The 17,480-nt window shown below is 65.7% G+C and carries 14 protein-coding genes and 1 riboswitch; all 14 genes read left to right on the forward strand.

Features of this window, described 5'->3' with window-relative positions; translation table 11 throughout:
* Window positions 1-6: 6 nt before the first annotated feature.
* The 14 genes from J3E64_RS01285 (at window position 7) to gcvPB (ending at window position 17,423) form a co-directional block, all read left to right on the forward strand.
* Window positions 7-1,209, forward strand: a complete 1,203-nt coding sequence (locus J3E64_RS01285; protein WP_253338779.1) for an FtsW/RodA/SpoVE family cell cycle protein — start codon at window positions 7-9, stop codon at window positions 1,207-1,209.
* Window positions 1,206-2,372 (forward strand): undecaprenyldiphospho-muramoylpentapeptide beta-N-acetylglucosaminyltransferase, encoded by a 1,167-nt coding sequence (murG, locus tag J3E64_RS01290; protein ID WP_253338781.1) that lies wholly within the window; start codon window positions 1,206-1,208, stop codon window positions 2,370-2,372. Before J3E64_RS01285 ends, murG begins: the two co-directional genes overlap by 4 nt.
* Complete coding sequence (gene murC / locus J3E64_RS01295) at window positions 2,369-3,796, forward strand: UDP-N-acetylmuramate--L-alanine ligase (protein WP_253338788.1); 1,428 nt, start codon at window positions 2,369-2,371, stop codon at window positions 3,794-3,796. Before murG ends, murC begins: the two co-directional genes overlap by 4 nt.
* Window positions 3,793-4,692, forward strand: coding sequence for a UDP-N-acetylmuramate dehydrogenase (murB, locus tag J3E64_RS01300; RefSeq protein WP_253338790.1), 900 nt, complete (start codon window positions 3,793-3,795; stop codon window positions 4,690-4,692). Before murC ends, murB begins: the two co-directional genes overlap by 4 nt.
* Complete coding sequence (locus J3E64_RS01305) at window positions 4,689-5,636, forward strand: D-alanine--D-alanine ligase (protein WP_253338793.1); 948 nt, start codon at window positions 4,689-4,691, stop codon at window positions 5,634-5,636. Before murB ends, J3E64_RS01305 begins: the two co-directional genes overlap by 4 nt.
* Window positions 5,629-6,558 carry a cell division protein FtsQ/DivIB gene (locus J3E64_RS01310; protein ID WP_253338795.1) on the forward strand — a complete coding sequence of 310 codons (930 nt, stop codon included), beginning with the start codon at window positions 5,629-5,631 and terminating at the stop codon, window positions 6,556-6,558. Before J3E64_RS01305 ends, J3E64_RS01310 begins: the two co-directional genes overlap by 8 nt.
* A gap of 3 nt (window positions 6,559-6,561) precedes the next feature.
* Window positions 6,562-7,845, forward strand: a complete 1,284-nt coding sequence (gene ftsA, locus J3E64_RS01315; protein WP_253338797.1) for a cell division protein FtsA — start codon at window positions 6,562-6,564, stop codon at window positions 7,843-7,845.
* A gap of 107 nt (window positions 7,846-7,952) precedes the next feature.
* A complete protein-coding gene (gene ftsZ / locus J3E64_RS01320; protein WP_253338799.1) occupies window positions 7,953-9,389 on the forward strand; it encodes a cell division protein FtsZ in 1,437 nt (478 codons plus the stop codon).
* A gap of 166 nt (window positions 9,390-9,555) precedes the next feature.
* Window positions 9,556-11,406 carry an SPOR domain-containing protein gene (locus tag J3E64_RS01325; RefSeq protein WP_253338801.1) on the forward strand — a complete coding sequence of 617 codons (1,851 nt, stop codon included), beginning with the start codon at window positions 9,556-9,558 and terminating at the stop codon, window positions 11,404-11,406.
* 10 nt (window positions 11,407-11,416) lie between these two features.
* Window positions 11,417-12,577 (forward strand): deoxyguanosinetriphosphate triphosphohydrolase, encoded by a 1,161-nt coding sequence (locus tag J3E64_RS01330; RefSeq protein WP_253338803.1) that lies wholly within the window; start codon window positions 11,417-11,419, stop codon window positions 12,575-12,577.
* A gap of 59 nt (window positions 12,578-12,636) precedes the next feature.
* Window positions 12,637-12,736: riboswitch (glycine riboswitch) on the forward strand.
* A gap of 175 nt (window positions 12,737-12,911) precedes the next feature.
* Window positions 12,912-14,063, forward strand: coding sequence for a glycine cleavage system aminomethyltransferase GcvT (gcvT, locus tag J3E64_RS01335; RefSeq protein WP_253338804.1), 1,152 nt, complete (start codon window positions 12,912-12,914; stop codon window positions 14,061-14,063).
* Between the two features lie 26 nt (window positions 14,064-14,089).
* Entirely contained in the window at window positions 14,090-14,461 is a 372-nt protein-coding gene (gene gcvH / locus J3E64_RS01340; protein WP_253338806.1) for a glycine cleavage system protein GcvH, read from the forward strand.
* A gap of 44 nt (window positions 14,462-14,505) precedes the next feature.
* The gene (gcvPA, locus tag J3E64_RS01345; protein WP_253338808.1) at window positions 14,506-15,864 is read left to right on the forward strand and encodes an aminomethyl-transferring glycine dehydrogenase subunit GcvPA; all 1,359 of its coding nucleotides are present in this window, start codon (window positions 14,506-14,508) and stop codon (window positions 15,862-15,864) included.
* The gene (gene gcvPB / locus J3E64_RS01350) at window positions 15,861-17,423 is read left to right on the forward strand and encodes an aminomethyl-transferring glycine dehydrogenase subunit GcvPB (protein WP_253338810.1); all 1,563 of its coding nucleotides are present in this window, start codon (window positions 15,861-15,863) and stop codon (window positions 17,421-17,423) included. Before gcvPA ends, gcvPB begins: the two co-directional genes overlap by 4 nt.
* Window positions 17,424-17,480 lie beyond the last annotated feature (57 nt).

The following is a 17,480-nucleotide window of genomic DNA, read 5'->3' on the forward strand; positions in this document are numbered from 1 at the left end:
ACAAGGATGTTCAGGGCTGGCGAATTGGTGAAGGGGTTCAAGGCCCGCACCGTTCCGCGCGAACGCACGGCGCTTGCCATCTGGTTCTGGGAAATCGACCGCGTTCTCCTGTCGCTGATCGTGGCGCTCATGGCCATCGGTCTGGTGGCGGTGGCGGCGGCTTCTCCGGTGGCCGCGATCGACCGGTCGACCGCCGACGTCGCGGTCAATCCGCTACTCTACTTCTACCGCCAGCTCGTGTTCGTCATTCTTGGCGTGCCGATCATGCTGGTCATATCCATGCTGCCCCGGCCGCAGGCCCGGCGGCTGGCGACCTTTCTGGCCGTGTTTTTCTTCATCATGCTGCTGTCCGTGCCGCTGCTTGGCTCGACGGTCAACGGCGCCCGGCGCTGGATCGATCTGCCCGGTTTCCGGTTCCAGCCCTCGGAATTTCTGAAACCCGTCTTCGTCGTCACCATCGCCTGGTTGCTGTCGCTGCGGTCCAAGGACATCAGCCTGCCGGTGATCCCGCTGACCGGCGCGATGACGCTGATCGTGGCGCTGGTGCTGATGCGCCAGCCCGATTTCGGACAGACCGTCATCTATTGTGCCTGCTGGGGCGTGCTGCTGCTGCTGTCGGGCGTGTCCATGCGCTTCATCGGCGCAATGGGCGGCGTGGCGCTCATGGGGCTGGTCGCTGTCTACATGTTCTACGAAAACGGGCGGCAGCGCGTGAACGACTTCCTGGGCATCGGCGTCAATCAGGATACCGGCCCTGATCAGACGGATCTCGCCTTCCGGACTATCACCCATGGCGGCTTCACCGGAGTGGGGCCGGGCGGCGGCCAGAACAAGTTTCGCCTGCCCGAAGCGCATACCGACTATATATTTTCGGTGATCGGCGAGGAGTTCGGCCTGCTCGCCTGCATCGCCATCGCCTGTGTGTACCTTGCCATCGTGGTCCGCGTGCTGCTGCGCCTGCTGGACGAGGAGGATAATTTTACCATTTTGGCCGCCGCCGGACTGACCATGCAGTTCGGCTTGCAGGCGATCATCAACATGGGCGTCAACGCCCAGATATTTCCGTCCAAGGGCATGACGCTGCCCTTTATCAGCTATGGCGGCTCCTCTATGCTGGCGCTTTGCATCGGGGTCGGCCTGCTGCTCGCCTTCACGCGGCGCAATCCATTCATGGGCCGGCACACCGTTGTCAAATGGAGTGGCCGATGAGCATTTCCCGTCACTTCGTTCTCGCCGCCGGCGGAACGGGGGGTCACATGATTCCGGCGCATGCGGTGGCCGAGGAGCTGATGGCGCGAGGCCATCATGTCGCATTGGTGACGGACGAGCGGGGCGCGAAGATCCCCGGCATCTTCGACCGGGCGCAGGTCCATGTGATGCCCGCCGGCCGCATGACCAGGAATCCGGCAAGCTGGCCCGGTGCGCTCAAGGCGATCCTGGCCGGTCGCGCGATGTCGCGGCGCCTGAACGAAACCTTCCGGCCTACCGCCGTCGTCGGCTTCGGCGGCTATCCCGCCATGCCCGCCTTGCTGGGGGCGCTGGCAGACGGCATTCCAACCGCCATCCATGAACAGAATGCGGTGCTGGGCCGGGTCAACCGCCTGCTCGCCGGGCGTGTGGATGCCATCGCCACTGCCTATCCCGGCGTCGAGCGGCTGAAGGACAAATATGATGCCAAGGTGCATCTGGTGGGCAATCCGGTGCGCGAGGAAGTGAAGGCGCTGCGTGACGAGGAATTTCCCGCACTGACCGACGAAAGCGTCTTCCGCCTGCTGGTGATCGGCGGCAGTCAGGGCGCGACGATCCTGTCCCGCGTTGTTCCCGAAGGCCTGTCGATGCTCCCTGTCGCGCTGCGGCGCCGGCTTCAGGTGACGCAGCAATGCCGGGCCGAGGATATCGATCGCGTGCGCAAGCTCTATGCGGAGATGGAAATCCCCGCCGACCTTGCAACCTATTTCAACGATGTACCGGAAAAGCTGGGCTGGTCGCATCTGGTGATCGCGCGCGCCGGGGCGTCGACGCTGGCGGAACTGACCTGCGCGGGACGTCCGGCCATCCTCATTCCGCTGCCCAGCGCGATGGACGATCACCAGACCGCCAATGCCCGGGAAATGACCGAGGCGGGTGGCGCGCGCACCATCACACAAGCGCGGTTCACCGCGGTCGAACTCGCCAAGCAGATGCAGAAGATGGCGATGGAACCGGGCGCGCTCCAGAATGCGGCCAAACGCGCCTGGAATTGCGGCCGTCCCAATGCTGCGCGCGACATGGCCGATTTGCTGGAAAGCATCGGCCACGCGCCCATCGTCAACGATCCCGTCCGCGTCGGCCCGGCGCCGACCAGCCTCAATCTCCAGGGAGTTCCCGCATGAAGGGTGTCGGCACCGACATCGGCACGATCCATTTCATCGGCATCGGCGGCATCGGCATGTCCGGTATCGCCGAAGTGATGCACAATCTGGGGTATAGCGTTCAGGGATCCGATGTTGCCGAAGGCTATGTCGTGGAAGGGCTGCGCGCCAAGGGGATAAGGGTGATGATCGGCCACAAGGCCGAAAATCTGGGCGACGCCGCCGTGGTCGTCACTTCGACCGCGATCAAGCGCGGCAATCCCGAGGTGGAACTGGCCCTGGAAACCCGGGTACCCGTCATCCGCCGCGCCGAAATGCTGGCCGAATTGATGCGCCTTAAATCCACCGTCGCGGTCGCGGGCACCCATGGCAAGACGACGACCACCTCGATGATCGCCGCCTTGCTCGACGCGGGCGGGGTGGACCCGACCGTCATCAACGGCGGCATCATCAACAGCTACGGGTCGAACGCGCGGCTGGGCAACAGCGACTGGATGGTGGTGGAGGCCGATGAGAGCGACGGCAGCTTCCTGCGCCTGGACGGCACCATTGCCGTCGTCACGAACATCGATCCCGAGCATCTGGATCACTATGGCTCCTTCGACCGGGTGAAGGACGCCTTCGTCGAGTTCGTGGGCAACGTGCCTTTTTACGGTGCAGCGATGCTGTGCCTCGACCATCCCGAGGTGCAGGCCATCCTGCCGCGCGTGCAGGACCGCCGTATCGTCACCTACGGCTTTTCGGCGCAGGCCGATATTCGCGGCGAAAATGTCCAGTCCATCCCCGGGGGCAACCGCTTCGACGTGCAGATCCGCGATCGCGATGGTTCGGTCCGCCGCATCGAGGGGATCGAAATGCCGATGCCTGGCCGGCACAATGTGCTCAACGCCATGGCCGCCATCGGTGTGGCGCTTCAGATGGGCATTGACGACACGACCATCCAGACCGGCTTCGCCAAGTTCGGAGGCGTGAAGCGCCGCTTCACCAAGGTCGGGGAAATTCCGGCGGGCCAGGGGATCGCAACGGTCATCGACGATTACGGACATCACCCGGTCGAGATCAGGGCCGTGCTCGCCGCCGCCCGCGAAGGGGCGAAGGGCCGGGTCATCGCCGTGGTCCAGCCGCACCGCTTCACCCGTCTGCGCGACCTGATGGACGAATTTCAGCAGGCCTTCAACGACGCCGACATCGTCTACGCCGCCCCGGTCTACACCGCTGGCGAGCAGCCCATAGAGGGCGTGGACAGCGCGACGCTGGTCGCGGGCCTCAAACAACGGGGGCATCGCCACGCGGCAACGGTGATCGATGCCGCCGACCTTGCCGCCCATATCGCCGCCGATCTTCAGCCCGACGACATGATCGTCTGCCTGGGCGCGGGCGACATCACCAAATGGGCGGCCGGCCTTTCGGTCGCCGTGGCGGCGAAAGTCACGGAGAGCGCGTGACGGCGATCCTGTCCCTTCCCCCGGTTCGCGGCAAGCTGACGGCATACGCGCCGCTGGCGCCGCTTGTCTGGTTCAAGACGGGCGGCGCGGCGCAATGGCTGTTCGAGCCCAGGGACGCGGACGACCTGTCGGCCTTTCTCGCCGCGCTCGATCCGTCGGAGCCGGTGATGGCGCTCGGCCTCGGGTCCAACCTTATCGTCCGCGACGGCGGCGTGCCGGGCGTGGTCGTGCGGCTGGGCAAGCCCTTCGCAACGGTGGAGGCGATCGACGCGACGACGCTACGCTGCGGCGGCGGCGCGTCGGGCATCCTCGTATCGTCGACAGCGCGCGACGCGGGCATATCGGGCCTCGAGTTCCTTCGCTCCATTCCCGGTACGGTCGGTGGCTTCGTGCGGATGAACGGCGGCGCCTATGGCCGCGAAACCTGCGATATCCTGCTCGAATGCGACGTGGTCCTCCGCTCGGGCGAGCGGGTGACGCTGTCCAATGCCGACCTCGCCTACACCTATCGCCACAGCAGCCTGCCCGAAGGTGCGGTCGTGACCAGCGCGACCTTCCGCGGCCAACCGGGCGAACCGGCTGCGATTCAGGCGGAAATGGACCGCATCGCCGCCGCGCGCGAAGCCAGCCAGCCGCTGCGCAGCAAGACCGGTGGCTCCACCTTCAAGAATCCGGACGGTCACAAGGCATGGGCGCTGGTGGACGAAGCGGGCTGTCGCGGCCTGAAGATGGGCGGCGCGCAGGTGAGCGAGAAGCACACCAATTTCCTGCTCAACACCGGCAACGCAAGCAGCGCCGACATAGAGGCGCTGGGCGAGGAGGTGCGCAGGCGCGTGAGGGAAAGGAGCGGCGTTGAGCTTGAGTGGGAAATCCAGCGCGTGGGCCTAGCGAAATGAGAGGCCCCTGGCATGTCGCCGTCCTCATGGGCGGCTGGTCGGCGGAACGCCCCGTCTCGCTTTCCAGCGGGGAAGGCGTCGCCACGGCTCTTGAATCGCGCGGCCACCGCGTCACCCGCATCGACATGGATCGCGACGTCGCCGCCCGCCTCGCCGAAGCGAGGGCCGATGTCGTGTTCAACGCGCTGCACGGCGTTCCGGGGGAGGACGGCACGGTGCAGGGCATGATGGATCTGATGGGCCTGACCTACACCCATAGCGGCCTCGCCACGTCGGTGATCGCGATCGACAAGCAGCTTACCAAGCAGGCGCTGGTGCCGCACGGTATCCCCATGCCGAGCGGTCATGTCGTGGAAAGCGAAAGCCTGTTCGCCGCCGACCCGCTGCCGCGCCCCTATGTTCTGAAACCGGTCAACGAAGGCAGTTCGGTAGGTGTCGCCATCGTTACGGCGGACGGAAATTATGGCAACCCTATCGCGCGCGACAGCGCTGGCCCCTGGCAGGATTTTCCCCAATTGCTGGCCGAGCCCTATATTCGCGGTCGCGAACTGACGACTGCGGTGCTTGGCGACCGGGCCTTGCTGGTCACCGAACTCCGGCCCAAAAGCGGTTTCTACGATTTCGACGCGAAATATACCGACGGCATGGCCGAGCATGTCTGTCCGGCCGAGATCCCGGCCGAAATCAGCGAAGCCTGCAAGGACATAGCGCTGCGAGCGCACCGTTTGCTGGGGTGCAGGGGGGCGTCGCGCTCCGATTTTCGCTGGGACGACAGCCGGGGCGTGAGCGGACTCTATCTGCTGGAGGTCAATACCCAGCCGGGCATGACCCCTCTCAGCCTCGTCCCCGAACAGGCGGCGAAGCTGGGCATTGACTATGCCACGTTGGTGGAGACTATTGTTCAGGAGGCGCTGGACCGCGCCGGGGGACGGGAACATGGCTGAGGCACGGATCAGGCGCGGGGGCGCCGCGCGATTGAGCAGCGCCCGGGACAGAACGGGTAAGGGGCGTGGCCGCACGCTCAAGCGCCAGAGTCGGATCGATCGCCTGATCGAGGCCCTGCCGGTCAGCGAAGCGACATTGCAGCGCATGGCGAGTTGGGTCATCGTCGGGATCGTCTGCGCCGTCCTCATCGGCCTGGGGATCATATTCGGCCTGCCATCGATGGCGCACAAGCAGGCGGCCGAGCTGGCATCGCGTGCCGGTTTCGAGGTCGAAAAGGTCGAAGTGCGCGGCGTCGAGCGGATGGACGAGATGCCGGTCTACAACATCGCGCTGGGACAGGTTGACCGGTCCATGCTGTCGCTCGACCTGCCAAAGGTCCGGACCGAAATGCTCAAGCTGGGCTGGGTGAAGGACGCGCGCATTTCCCGCCGACTGCCCGACACGCTGGTGGTCGACATCGTGGAGCGGGACCCGGTGGCGGTGTGGCAGCACAACGGTCAGCTTCACCTGATCGACGTCAGTGGCGCCGTGCTTCAGCCCGTATCGGTCAGCGCCATGCCGGACCTGCCGCTGGTCGTCGGCCCCGATGCCAATCGGCAGACGGGTGCGCTGGCGGCGCTGATGGAAAATGCGCCCGCCCTGAAGCCGATGCTGGCCGGCGCGACATGGGTAGGGAACCGGCGCTGGGACTTGCGCTTTCAGTCCGGTGAAACCCTCTCCCTGCCGGAGGGGGACCGGGAATCCGCGTCGGCGCTAGTAAATTTCGCACGGATGGACGGAGTTAACCGGTTGCTGGGCCGGGGCATCGTGAAGTTCGATATGCGCGACCCCGACCGTTTTGTCCTGCGTCTGCCGCAGGGACGGGTCGAGGACAGGCCGATGGATGCGGCGGCAACGCCGGCGAAGGGCGAGGAAGGCTAAACCATGGCGCAGCCCAAGGTCGAAAAGCTCATTACCGCGATCGACATTGGCTCCTGGAAGGTGTCGGCGTTGATCGCCGGGCGCACCGACACCGGCGAACTGGCAATATTGGGCACCGGCCAGCGGGAAAGCCGGGGCGTGCGCCGCGGCTTCATCGCCGACATGGAACGTACCGAACTGGCCGTCCGCGAAACGGTCGAGCAGGCCGAGCGCGTGGCGGGCACCAATATCGAGGATGTGTGGGTCAGCTTTTCCGGCGGCTCGCTCGTCAGCGATGTCGTCACGGTCGAACGCGACATGGGGGGGTATCGCATCGAGCAGGCGGATGTCGACGACCTGTTGACCACCGGCCAGCAAGGTATCGACCCCGATGGCCGCATCGTCCTGCACGCCCAGCCGACATGCTTCACCATCAACGGCAAGGTGCCGGTGAAAAAGCCTCTGGGCATGCACGCCGACCTGCTCGGCGTGGACATCCATGTCGTGCTGGCCGACGGTGCGCCACTCGCCAATCTCGACCTTTGCGTGCGCGGGGCCTATCTCAACGTCAATTCGATCGTCGCCGCGCCGATTGCCACGGGGCTTGCCTGCCTTTCGGAAGAGGAAAGGGACCTGGGCGTCGCGCTGGTCGAAATGGGTGCGGGCGTGACAAACGTCTCGCTTTATGCGGGCGGCATGCTCGTGGGCCTTCATTCCATCCCCATCGGTGCGGCGGACATCACCGACGACATCGCGTCTGCCTTCGGCATCCGCCGCAGCCAGGCCGAGCGGGTCAAATGCTTCTACGGATCCGCCATGCAGAATCCGCGCGATTTTCGCGAAATGATCGAAATCGCGCCGCCGCATGGTGACGTTGCGATGCCCGGCCAGGCCGCCGGGCCCAATGCGGAGGGCGGCAAAATCACGCGCGCCGCGCTGGTCGGCGTCATCTGTGAGCGGCTGAACCAGATCATGAGCGAGGTCAACGGCGCGTTGTCGGGCATGGGCTTCAATTCGACCGGACGGCAGGTCGTGCTGACCGGCGGCGGCGCCGAGATGAAGGGGATTGCCGATTATGCGCAGGGCGCGCTGGGCCGCGCGGTGCGGATCGGGCGCCCGCGGGGCTTGTCCGCCCTGCCCGAGGCGCATAGCGGCCCGGCCTTCACGACGCTGGCAGGACTCGCGCTTTATGGCGCTTCCAACCCGGTTGATCTCCGCACGATGGCGCCCGCGCCGCAGACCGTGCATCGTATGGGATCGCCCCTCTGGTGGCAGCGCATGATGCGGGCGATGAAGGCGAACTATTGAGCGAATTGACAGATAGACGAAAATAGCTGGTGAAATCCCCTATTTTCTGGTGTTAACAAATGATGACGGTTTCGCTTCCTGACGAGGAAGCTGAGGGAGCAGAATATATGAGCATTGAGATCAGCCCGCCCCATGTGGACGAACTGAAGCCGCGCATCGCGGTCATCGGCGTCGGCGGCGCGGGCGGCAATGCCATCGCCAACATGATCGCCGCTTCGGTGGAGGGCGTCGATTTCATCGTCGCCAACACCGACGCGCAGGCGCTCAACAGTTCCCCTGCCGAACGGCGTATCCAGCTCGGCCCGCAGATCACGGAGGGCCTGGGCGCAGGATCGCGTCCGGAAATCGGCAAGGCTGCCGCCGAGGAAACGATCAATTCGGTCGAGCAGGCGCTGGAAGGCGCGCATATGTGCTTCATTACCGCGGGCATGGGCGGCGGCACCGGCACCGGCGCGGCTCCCGTTATTGCCAAGGCTGCGCGCGAGCGGGGCATCCTGACCGTCGGCGTAGTGACCAAGCCCTTCACCTTCGAGGGCAATCGCCGCATGAAGTCGGCGGACGCGGGCATCGAGGAGCTTCAGAAGCATGTCGATACGCTGATCGTCATCCCGAACCAGAATCTGTTCCTGATCGCCAATCCGAACACGACCTTCAAGGAAGCGTTCCAGATGGCGGACGAGGTGTTGCAACAGGGCGTGCGCTCGATCACCGACCTGATGATCATGCCGGGCCTGATCAACCTCGACTTCGCCGACGTGCGCTCCGTGATGGGAGAAATGGGCAAGGCGATGATGGGCACCGGGGAGGCGGAAGGTGACGGCCGCGCGCTTCAGGCAGCGGAAAAGGCGATCGCCAACCCGCTGCTGGACGGCGTCTCGATGCGCGGTGCGAAGGGCGTGATCGTGTCGATCGTCGGCGGCGAGGACATGCGCCTCATGGAAGTGGACGAAGCGGCGAACCATATCCGCGAACTGGTCGATCCGGATGCCAACATCATCTGGGGCAGTGCCTTCAACGACAATCTGAACGGCAAGATCCGCGTGTCCGTGGTCGCCACCGGGATCGACAACGACGTCGGTGCGCAGGCGGCGCCTCTGACCCAGCCCTTCAGCTTTGCCAGCCGCCCCTCGGTGGCGGTGCCGCAAGCCAAGCCGGCGCCGGCCGCGCCGCAGCAGCAGGCCGCGCCGCCCGCGGCGGAACCCGCTGCCGAAGAAACGCTGGAACTCGATGTTCCCGAAGCGCCCGCGCCCGCGCCGGTCGCTGCTCCCGCGCCTCAGGCGCCCTTTGCGCCGCCGCGACCCGCCGCCGTCTTTTCCGATGAAGGCACGGACGAGGACGAGCTGGTGCTGGGCGCAGACAGCGCGCAAGCCGCCGAGCCCGCTCCTGCGGCTCCGGCCCAGCCCGCGCCCCGGGTCGCATCGGGCGGTACATTGTTCGAACGCATGGCCGGCCTGACGCGGGGCAGCGAAAAGACGGCGGGACAGGATGACGCGGCCCCCGGAGTCGACATTCCCCGGTTCCTGAACCGTCAGAGCAACCAGTAATCGACAGAGGCGGCGTGTCCCCGCGCCGCTCCACGAAAAAGCGCGCCATCCGTCTTCCGAGGCGGATCGGCGCGCTTTTTCGTGGAGCGCATTTCCCAAGTGAGGTTGCATCGGTTAAGGCGACGCCGTGATACGGTCTCTTTCCTGGATTCTCTGCGGCGTCCTCATGTCGGGCCTCGCGCATGCCCAAACCGACCAGGTTCAGCTCGTTCGTCCGTCGGACGCGGACGACCTTGGCCGCAACCTGTCGCGGCTGGCCGCAAATCCGCGCGATGTGCAGGCGTTGATCGGTGCGGGCGAGGCGGCGCTGGCGCTGGACGACCCCCATGGCGCGGCGGGTTTCTTCGCCCGCGCCGATGCGATCGAGAGCGGCAATGGTCGGATCAAGGCTGGTCTCGCGCGCGTGATGCTGAAACTGCGCAATGCTGGCGAAGCGCTGAGGCTGTTCGATCAGGCCGCCCGGCTGGGCTATCCCGATACCACCATATTGAGCGACCGCGGCCTGGCGCGCGACATGGCGGGCGATCAGGCGGGCGCGCAGCGCGACTATGCCGCGGCAATGAAGACTTCGCCGGACGATCCGGAATTGATCCGGCGCTATGCGGCATCGCTCGGTATTTCGGGGCAGGTGCCAGCCGCCGAAAAGATACTGGAACCTCTGCTCTACAAAAGCGACCGCGCCGCGTGGCGCTATCGCGCGTTCATTTACGCCATGAACAATCGGCAAGGTGAGGCACAGAAGTTCGCGGCCCAGACCATGCCCGCGCAGCTGGCGGCCGCGATCGAGCCCTATATGCGCAAAATGCCCTATCTGACGGCGGCGCAAAAGGCGGCGGCGGTGCATTTCGGGCAGTTTCCGACCCAGGTCGGAACGACTATCGCCGCAGTCGCGCCGACCGCGCCGCCGCCATCCACCATTGCACCGCCGGAGCAATCCGTCGCATCTGCGTCCGAGAAACCCGCGGACAGGCCTGCGCCCGTCAAGCGTCTGAGCCGCTCGGAACAACGGCGTCAGCAGAGGGAGGCCGCCCGGCTCGCCAGGGAGGAGGGGCGTGTCCGGATCGCGACGGCGCAAAATGTGCCGACGCCGTCACCCGCCCCGACGCCGACCGCGGTCCAGGTATCGCCAGAACCGGTCGCACCGGCGCCTCCGACCCCATCGTCGGATATGGTTCAGCCTTTGCCGGATCGCGGCGTGCGGACCGTCCAGGCGCTGCCGTCCGCGTCGGGATCAACCGATGGGCCTGCCACCCCGGCGCCTCCGCCCACGCGCGTAGTGCAGGGACCGCCAGCCCCGGGCTTTGAATCTATCGATCAATCGCCCGCTGCGACGCAGCCGCCGTCATCCTCCGCATCGCAACTCAACGCGATTGCGCTGGCACGGGCGCCCGCACCTTCGGCGTCGCCTACGCCTACGCCAGCCCCGGCGCGAACGGACGGCGCCGCTTCGAGCGTCCAGCCTCTGCCGTCGCCCGCGGCCGTGCAGACGCCGGACCCCGAAGCAACCCGGACGCTGGCCGACATCATTCACGCGATCGATGTTCCGGACAGCGAACGGCAAACCAGCGTTGCTGCGGTCGACCTGGATGAAATCGCCAGAATGCAGGCCGCGCGCCGGGCCGAACGGCGGGCCGCTGCAACCGCTGCGGCGGACAAGGCCAGGAAGGCAGCGGCGGCCAAGGCCAAGGCGGAAGCCGATGCCAAGGCGAAGAAGGAGGCCGAGGAAAAGAAAAGGCTGGCCGACAACCCTTCGCGTAACTGGCTGCAGGTCGGGGTCGGGCAGAGCAAGTCGGCGCTGGCATTCACCATGAAGAGGCTGCGCGGCAAATATGACAGTATCGCACCCCAGGATGCCTGGGTGGCGGGTTGGGGACAGACCAACCGGCTGCTCCTGGGGCCATTTCCCAGCTTCACGCGGGCAAAGGACCTGGAAGGCAAGCTGAAGGCGGCGGGCGCCGACGTGTTCGCCTGGAAAAGCGACGCGGGAGAGGTGGTCGAGCGGCTGGGAGGCGAGTAAGGGGCGTCGCATGACGATGCTCGCGCCCTATGCCTGTCACCCCGCCGCCAGCCGGGGCCGCCTTCATGCCGAACCCGGCGGCGAGCGGCGCGGGCCGCGCGATATTTTTCAGCGCGATCGCGACCGCATCATCCATTCCATCGCCTTTCGCCGGCTGCGTCACAAGACGCAGGTGTTCGTGTCGCCCGATGGCGACCATTATCGGGTGCGGCTGACGCACAGCCTGGAGGTCGCCCAGATCGGTCGCGCCATTGCCCGAACGCTGGGGCTGAACGAAGATCTGACGGAGGCCTTGTGCCTGGCCCACGACATCGGCCACCCTCCTTTCGGTCATGCCGGCGAGGATGCATTGGAAGCCATGCTGGAATCCCATGGCGGTTTCGATCACAACGCCCATACGCTCCGCACGCTGATGCTGCTGGAAAGCCCGTATCCACGCTTTCCCGGGCTGAACCTGAGCTGGGAAATGCTGGAAGGCCTGGCCAAGCATAATGGTCCTGTCGAACGGCCCGGCTGGGCGATGCGGGAACTGGACGGCCTGTTTCCGCTGGACCTGCGCAGCCATGCGTCGATCGAGGCGCAACTGGCCGCGCTGGCCGACGACATCGCCTACGACAACCATGACATAGACGACGGATTGCGCGCGGGCCTGCTGACGCTCGAACAATTGCTGGAGGTGCCTCTCGTGCGCAATTGCTGGGACAGGGTGCAGGCTCGCTATCCCGATGTGGCGCATGAGCGCCTGCAAAGGGAACTGGTGCGCGAACAGATCGGCGTCATGGCGACGGACCTGATCGACGAAACGACACGCGCCATTGCCGCGTCCGGCGTCGAAACGGTCGATGACGTCCGGTCCCTCGGGCACGGGCTGGTCGCTTTCTCGCCCGAACTGGCGGCGCAGGAACGCGAACTCAAACGTTTCATGTACGCAACGCTCTACCACCATCCGGACCAGATGGCGGCGGCGGACCGGGCACGGGTCATCGTGACGGACCTGTTCCGCGCCTATCACGACCGGCCGGACCTGATGCCGCCCGAATGGCGCGACGATTGCCGGGCCGATGAACCGGGCCGCAGCCGCCATGTGGCCGACTTCATCGCAGGCATGACCGACCGCTATGCGGAAAAGCGTCATGCCGAAATCTTCGGCGAGGTCGCGTTGGCGGATTGACGCAGCCTGTCCTTTGGGCGATGCCGACATGGTCGCCCGGCATCGTAGATTCGGTGTCGGGGCATGATGCGGGAGAGTATGGGAAGCCTTTCAGGCCATCCCGTCGCCGAAGGAGCAACCGCCCCGGAATCTCTCAGGCCAACGGACCGCATCGCGCGCAAGGCACTCTGGAAAGCGGACGGGATTGCCCCGTCCCACCGAAGGGGTAAGCCATCAGGCCGCAAGGCAATGGTCAAAGCTCTCAGGTTCCGTGACAGAGGGGGTGGCAGAAGGGCAGGTCCGGTTCCGGGCCATCCCGCTGTCGCACCGACACTCGCACGGAAAGGCTGCCTTCATGTCCGGCACTGACGACATTACCCAGTTCGAAGAAGAGTTGCCGTTGCAGCCGCTGCCGCTCGATGCCTGGCATCGTGCGAAAGCCGCACGCATGGTGGGCTTCGCCGGTTACCACATGCCGATCCAGTATGAAGGCATCATGGCCGAACATGGCTGGACCCGCGAGCATGCCGGGCTTTTCGACGTCAGCCATATGGGGCAGCTGACATTCACCGGCGACGGCGTGGACGACGCCCTGGAACATCTGCTTCCGTCCGACATCAGGGGGCTCAAGCCCTTTCGCCAGCGCTATTCCATGCTGCTGGACGAGGACGGCGGCATTCTGGACGACCTGATGGTGTCCCGGCTCGGCGATGGCGCATTCGACGACGCAGCGATCTACATGGTCGTGAATGGCGCGACCAAATATGACGATATCGGCTGGATGATCGAACATCTGCCGGACGAAGTCGTCATGAACCATATGGACGAACAGGCGCTGCTCGCCCTTCAGGGGCCGGAAGCGGGCGACGCGCTGGCCAGCCTGATCCCCGGGACGGCCGATCTTCTGTTCATGCAGTCGGGCCGATTCGTCTGGCGCGGCGTGACGCTGTGGATCAGCCGGTCGGGCTATACCGGCGAGGACGGTTTCGAAATCAGCGTGCCGGGTGAAGATGCGGCCTTGCTCGCCGACGCGCTGTGCGCCCTGCCGCAGGTGAAGCCGATCGGCCTTGGCGCGCGCGATTCGCTGCGGCTGGAGGCGGGATTGCCGCTCTATGGCCACGATCTGACGCCCGCCGTCGGCACCATCGGCGCTGATCTGGGCTTTGCGATCCAGAAGCGCCGCCGCGAAGAAGGCGGCTTCATCGGCCATGCCCGCGTGATGAAGGAACTGGCCGATGGCCCCGGTTCGAAGCGCGTGGGGCTGGCGATTGAAGGGCGCGTGCCCGCACGCGAGGGGGCTCGGATCTTCGCCGGCGACGTGCTGGTGGGTACAGTCACGTCGGGCGGCTTCGCGCCGACCGTGGGCGCGCCGATCGCCATGGGCTGGGTCAGTCTGCCCCATGCGGGACCGGGCGAAGCTCTGGAGATCGAGGTGCGGGGTCGCCGCATCATCGCGACCGTCGCGCCGATGCCGTTCGTTCCGCACCGCTATCGCCGCAAGGCGTGACCGACTTTTCCTAGGGGAGTATCATCATGAGCCGTTATTTCACCGACGAACATGAATGGATCGATGTCGAGGGCGAAATCGCCACCGTCGGCATCACGGACTATGCGCAGGAGCAGTTGGGCGACATCGTGTTCGTCGAACTACCCGCCGAAGGGGCAAGCTTCGAAAAGGGCGACGATGCCGCCGTCGTGGAATCGGTCAAGGCCGCGTCCGATGTCTACGCACCGATCTCCGGCGAAGTGGTCGAAAGCAACAGCGCGCTCGAGGACGAGCCGGCGCTGGTGAACAGCGATGCCGAGGAAGATGGCTGGTTCTTCAAGCTGCGCATCGCCGATGCCAGCGAACTGGAAGGGCTGATGAACGAGGCGGCGTACAAGAAGTTCGTGGCCAGCCTTTGAACACCCTATGACCCCTCCCTTTCGGGGAGGGGGGAGCTTTCAACATGCGCTACCTGCCCCTTACCGACACTGACCGCCGCGACATGCTGTCCTTCATCGGCGCCTCCTCGATCGACGATCTCTTCGTCGACGTGCCTGCACAAGCGCGCCTGCCCGGCACGATACCCGGCTTGCCCGATCATGCCAGCGAAATGGCCGTGGAGCGCCATATGGCCAGGCTGGCGAAGCGGAATCTGTCGGCAGGGGAAGCGCCATTCTTCCTTGGCGCGGGCGCATACCGGCATCACATCCCGGCCAGCGTCGATCATCTGATCCAGCGGGGCGAGTTCCTGACGGCCTATACGCCCTATCAGCCGGAAATCGCCCAAGGTACGTTGCAGGTGCTGTTCGAGTTCCAGACGCAGGTGGCGCGCCTGCTGGGCTGCGATGTCGCCAATGCGTCCATGTATGACGGCTCGACCGCCTGCTGGGAAGCGATCGTGATGGCCCGCCGCGTGACGAAGCGGGGCAAGGCGCTGCTCTCTTCGGGCCTGCACCCGCATTATGTCTCGGTCGCGCAGACCATGGCGAAGTTCACCGGCGACGCGCTGGCCTACCGGGCGCCGACGCTGGATGCCGCGACCGACATCGATGCGCTGATCGGCGCGATCGACAAGGATACGAGCTGCGTCGTCGTCCAGTATCCCGACATTCTCGGGCGCGTTGCCGATCTTACCCCGCTTGCGGAAGCCGCGCAAGCGGCCGGCGCGCTGCTGGTCGCGGTGGTGACGGAACCCGTTGCGCTCGGAGCGATCCGGGCGCCCGGGTCCATGGGCGCGGATATCGTCGTCGGCGAAGGCCAGTCGATCGGCGTCGGGCTCCAGTTCGGCGGGCCCTATCTCGGCCTGTTCGCCTGCAAGCAGAAATATGTCCGCCAGATGCCCGGGCGGCTTTGTGGCGAGACGGTGGATGCGTCCGGCAAGCGCGGTTTCGTCCTGACCCTCTCGACCCGCGAGCAGCATATCCGTCGTGAAAAGGCGACGTCGAACATCTGCACCAATTCGGGCCTGTGCGCGCTGGCGTTCAGCGTCCACATGACGTTGCTGGGCGAAAAGGGGCTGCGCGATCTGGCGGGCCTGAACCATGCGCTCGCCTGCCAGGCGGCGGACCGGCTGGCGCAGGTGCCGGGCGTCACGCTGCTGAACGACAGCTTCTTCAACGAATTCACGCTGATCCTGTCGAAGGATGCACGCGATGTCGTCCGTACCCTGGCCGACAAGGGCGTGCTGGCGGGCGTCTCGCTGGGTCGTCTGTTCCCGGCCGCGCCGGAAATCGGCAACGGGCTGGTCGTCGCCGTCACCGAAACGGTGACGCCGGAGGATATCGAAACCCTTGCCAAGGCGCTGGAGGAGGAACTGGCATGACCATGCTGAAGGAAGGTCGACCGACCGCCCCCGCACCGGTGGAAGACGCGCATATGGCTCCCGCCACCGCTACCGGCAATCGCGCGCTGATGCTGGAGGAAAAGCTGATCTTCGAGATCGGGTCGACGGAAACGACCGGCGTCGATTTCGCTCAGGCGCCTCTGACCGGCAGCCGGCTGGGCAATCTGGCCCGCACCGACGTCATCGGCTTGCCGGGCCTGTCGGAACAGGAGACGGTGCGCCATTATACCCGCCTGTCGCGGCAGAATTATGCCATCGACCTGGGTCTTTTTCCGCTTGGCAGTTGCACCATGAAGCATAATCCGCGCCTCAACGAGAAGGTTGCGCGGATGCCCGGTTTCGCGGACATTCATCCCCTTCAGCCGCAATCGACGGTGCAGGGCGCGCTGGGCGTCATCAACGAACTGGCCTTCTGGCTGATCGAGCTGACCGGGATGCATGGCGTCGCCATGACGCCCAAGGCCGGCGCGCATGGCGAACTGTGCGGTTTGCTGTGCATCCGTGCCGCTCTGGAGGCGCGCGGGGATGCGCGTAGCGTCGTCCTGGTCCCCGAAAGCGCCCATGGCACCAATCCCGCCACCGCCGCCTTTTGCGGTTACAAGGTGGAGGATATTCCCGCGACCCCCGAAGGGCGGGTAGACCTGGAAGCACTGAAGGCCCGGCTCGGTCCCGACGTCGCGGCGGTGATGATCACCAATCCCAATACGTGCGGCCTGTTCGAACGCGACATGAAGACCATATCGGATGCGGTCCACGCCGCCGGGGCCTTCGTCTATTGCGACGGCGCGAACTTCAACGCCATCGTCGGCCGGGTTCGCCCCGGCGACCTGGGCGTCGACGCGATGCACATCAACCTGCACAAGACCTTCTCCACGCCGCATGGCGGCGGCGGTCCCGGTTCCGGCCCGGTCGTGCTGTCGGAGGCGCTGGCCCCCTTCGGCCCGCTTCCCTATACCGCCCGCATGGCCGATGGCACGATCCACCTGATCGAGGAGGAGAATGTCGGCGAGGAAATGCCGCGCAGCTTCGGCCGTATGTCCGCTTTCCACGGCCAGATGGGCATGTTCACCCGCGCGCTCGCCTACATCCTGTCGCATGGAGCGGACGGTCTGCGCCAGGTTGCGGAAGATGCGGTGCTCAACGCCAACTATATATTGCGCAGTCTGGACGACGTGCTGGATGCGCCCTTCGGCCAGAGCGGCCCGTGCATGCATGAGGCGCTGTTCAGCGACAAGGGGCTGGCCGAGGGCTTCACCACGCTGGACATTGCCAAGGGGCTGATCGACGAGGGCTTTCACCCCATGACCATGTATTTCCCGCTGGTCGTCCATGGCGCGATGCTGGTCGAACCGACCGAAACGGAAAGCAAGGCCGCGCTCGACCAGTTCATCCTGGCCTTGCGGAGCCTGGCGGAGCGGGCAAAGGCCGGAGACGATGCGTTGAAGGGCGCGCCTTATCATGCTCCCCGGCGACGGCTGGACGAGACACTGGCAGCCCGCAAGCCCGTCCTGACCTGGACCGATCCCGGTATGGTCTAGGGGCGGGGGCTCCCGCGCCTGCACCGGAACAGCATCCGCTGAGGCATATTGGCGCGC

This window comes from Sphingobium sp. OAS761, assembly GCF_024168485.1.
Classification (GTDB): domain Bacteria; phylum Pseudomonadota; class Alphaproteobacteria; order Sphingomonadales; family Sphingomonadaceae; genus Sphingobium.

Excerpts from the sequence above, each read along its gene's own strand:
- J3E64_RS01285 (WP_253338779.1), top strand. The coding sequence starts at position 7 with ATGTTCAGGGCTGGCGAATTGGTGAAGGGGTTCAAGGCCCGCACCGTT.
- murG (WP_253338781.1), top strand. The coding sequence starts at position 1,206 with ATGAGCATTTCCCGTCACTTCGTTCTCGCCGCCGGCGGAACGGGGGGT.
- murC (WP_253338788.1), top strand. The coding sequence starts at position 2,369 with ATGAAGGGTGTCGGCACCGACATCGGCACGATCCATTTCATCGGCATC.
- J3E64_RS01305 (WP_253338793.1), top strand. The coding sequence starts at position 4,689 with ATGAGAGGCCCCTGGCATGTCGCCGTCCTCATGGGCGGCTGGTCGGCG.
- J3E64_RS01310 (WP_253338795.1), top strand. The coding sequence starts at position 5,629 with ATGGCTGAGGCACGGATCAGGCGCGGGGGCGCCGCGCGATTGAGCAGC.
- ftsA (WP_253338797.1), top strand. The coding sequence starts at position 6,562 with ATGGCGCAGCCCAAGGTCGAAAAGCTCATTACCGCGATCGACATTGGC.
- ftsZ (WP_253338799.1), top strand. The coding sequence starts at position 7,953 with ATGAGCATTGAGATCAGCCCGCCCCATGTGGACGAACTGAAGCCGCGC.
- J3E64_RS01325 (WP_253338801.1), top strand. The coding sequence starts at position 9,556 with ATGTCGGGCCTCGCGCATGCCCAAACCGACCAGGTTCAGCTCGTTCGT.
- J3E64_RS01330 (WP_253338803.1), top strand. The coding sequence starts at position 11,417 with ATGACGATGCTCGCGCCCTATGCCTGTCACCCCGCCGCCAGCCGGGGC.
- gcvT (WP_253338804.1), top strand. The coding sequence starts at position 12,912 with ATGTCCGGCACTGACGACATTACCCAGTTCGAAGAAGAGTTGCCGTTG.
- gcvH (WP_253338806.1), top strand. The coding sequence starts at position 14,090 with ATGAGCCGTTATTTCACCGACGAACATGAATGGATCGATGTCGAGGGC.
- gcvPA (WP_253338808.1), top strand. The coding sequence starts at position 14,506 with ATGCGCTACCTGCCCCTTACCGACACTGACCGCCGCGACATGCTGTCC.
- gcvPB (WP_253338810.1), top strand. The coding sequence starts at position 15,861 with ATGACCATGCTGAAGGAAGGTCGACCGACCGCCCCCGCACCGGTGGAA.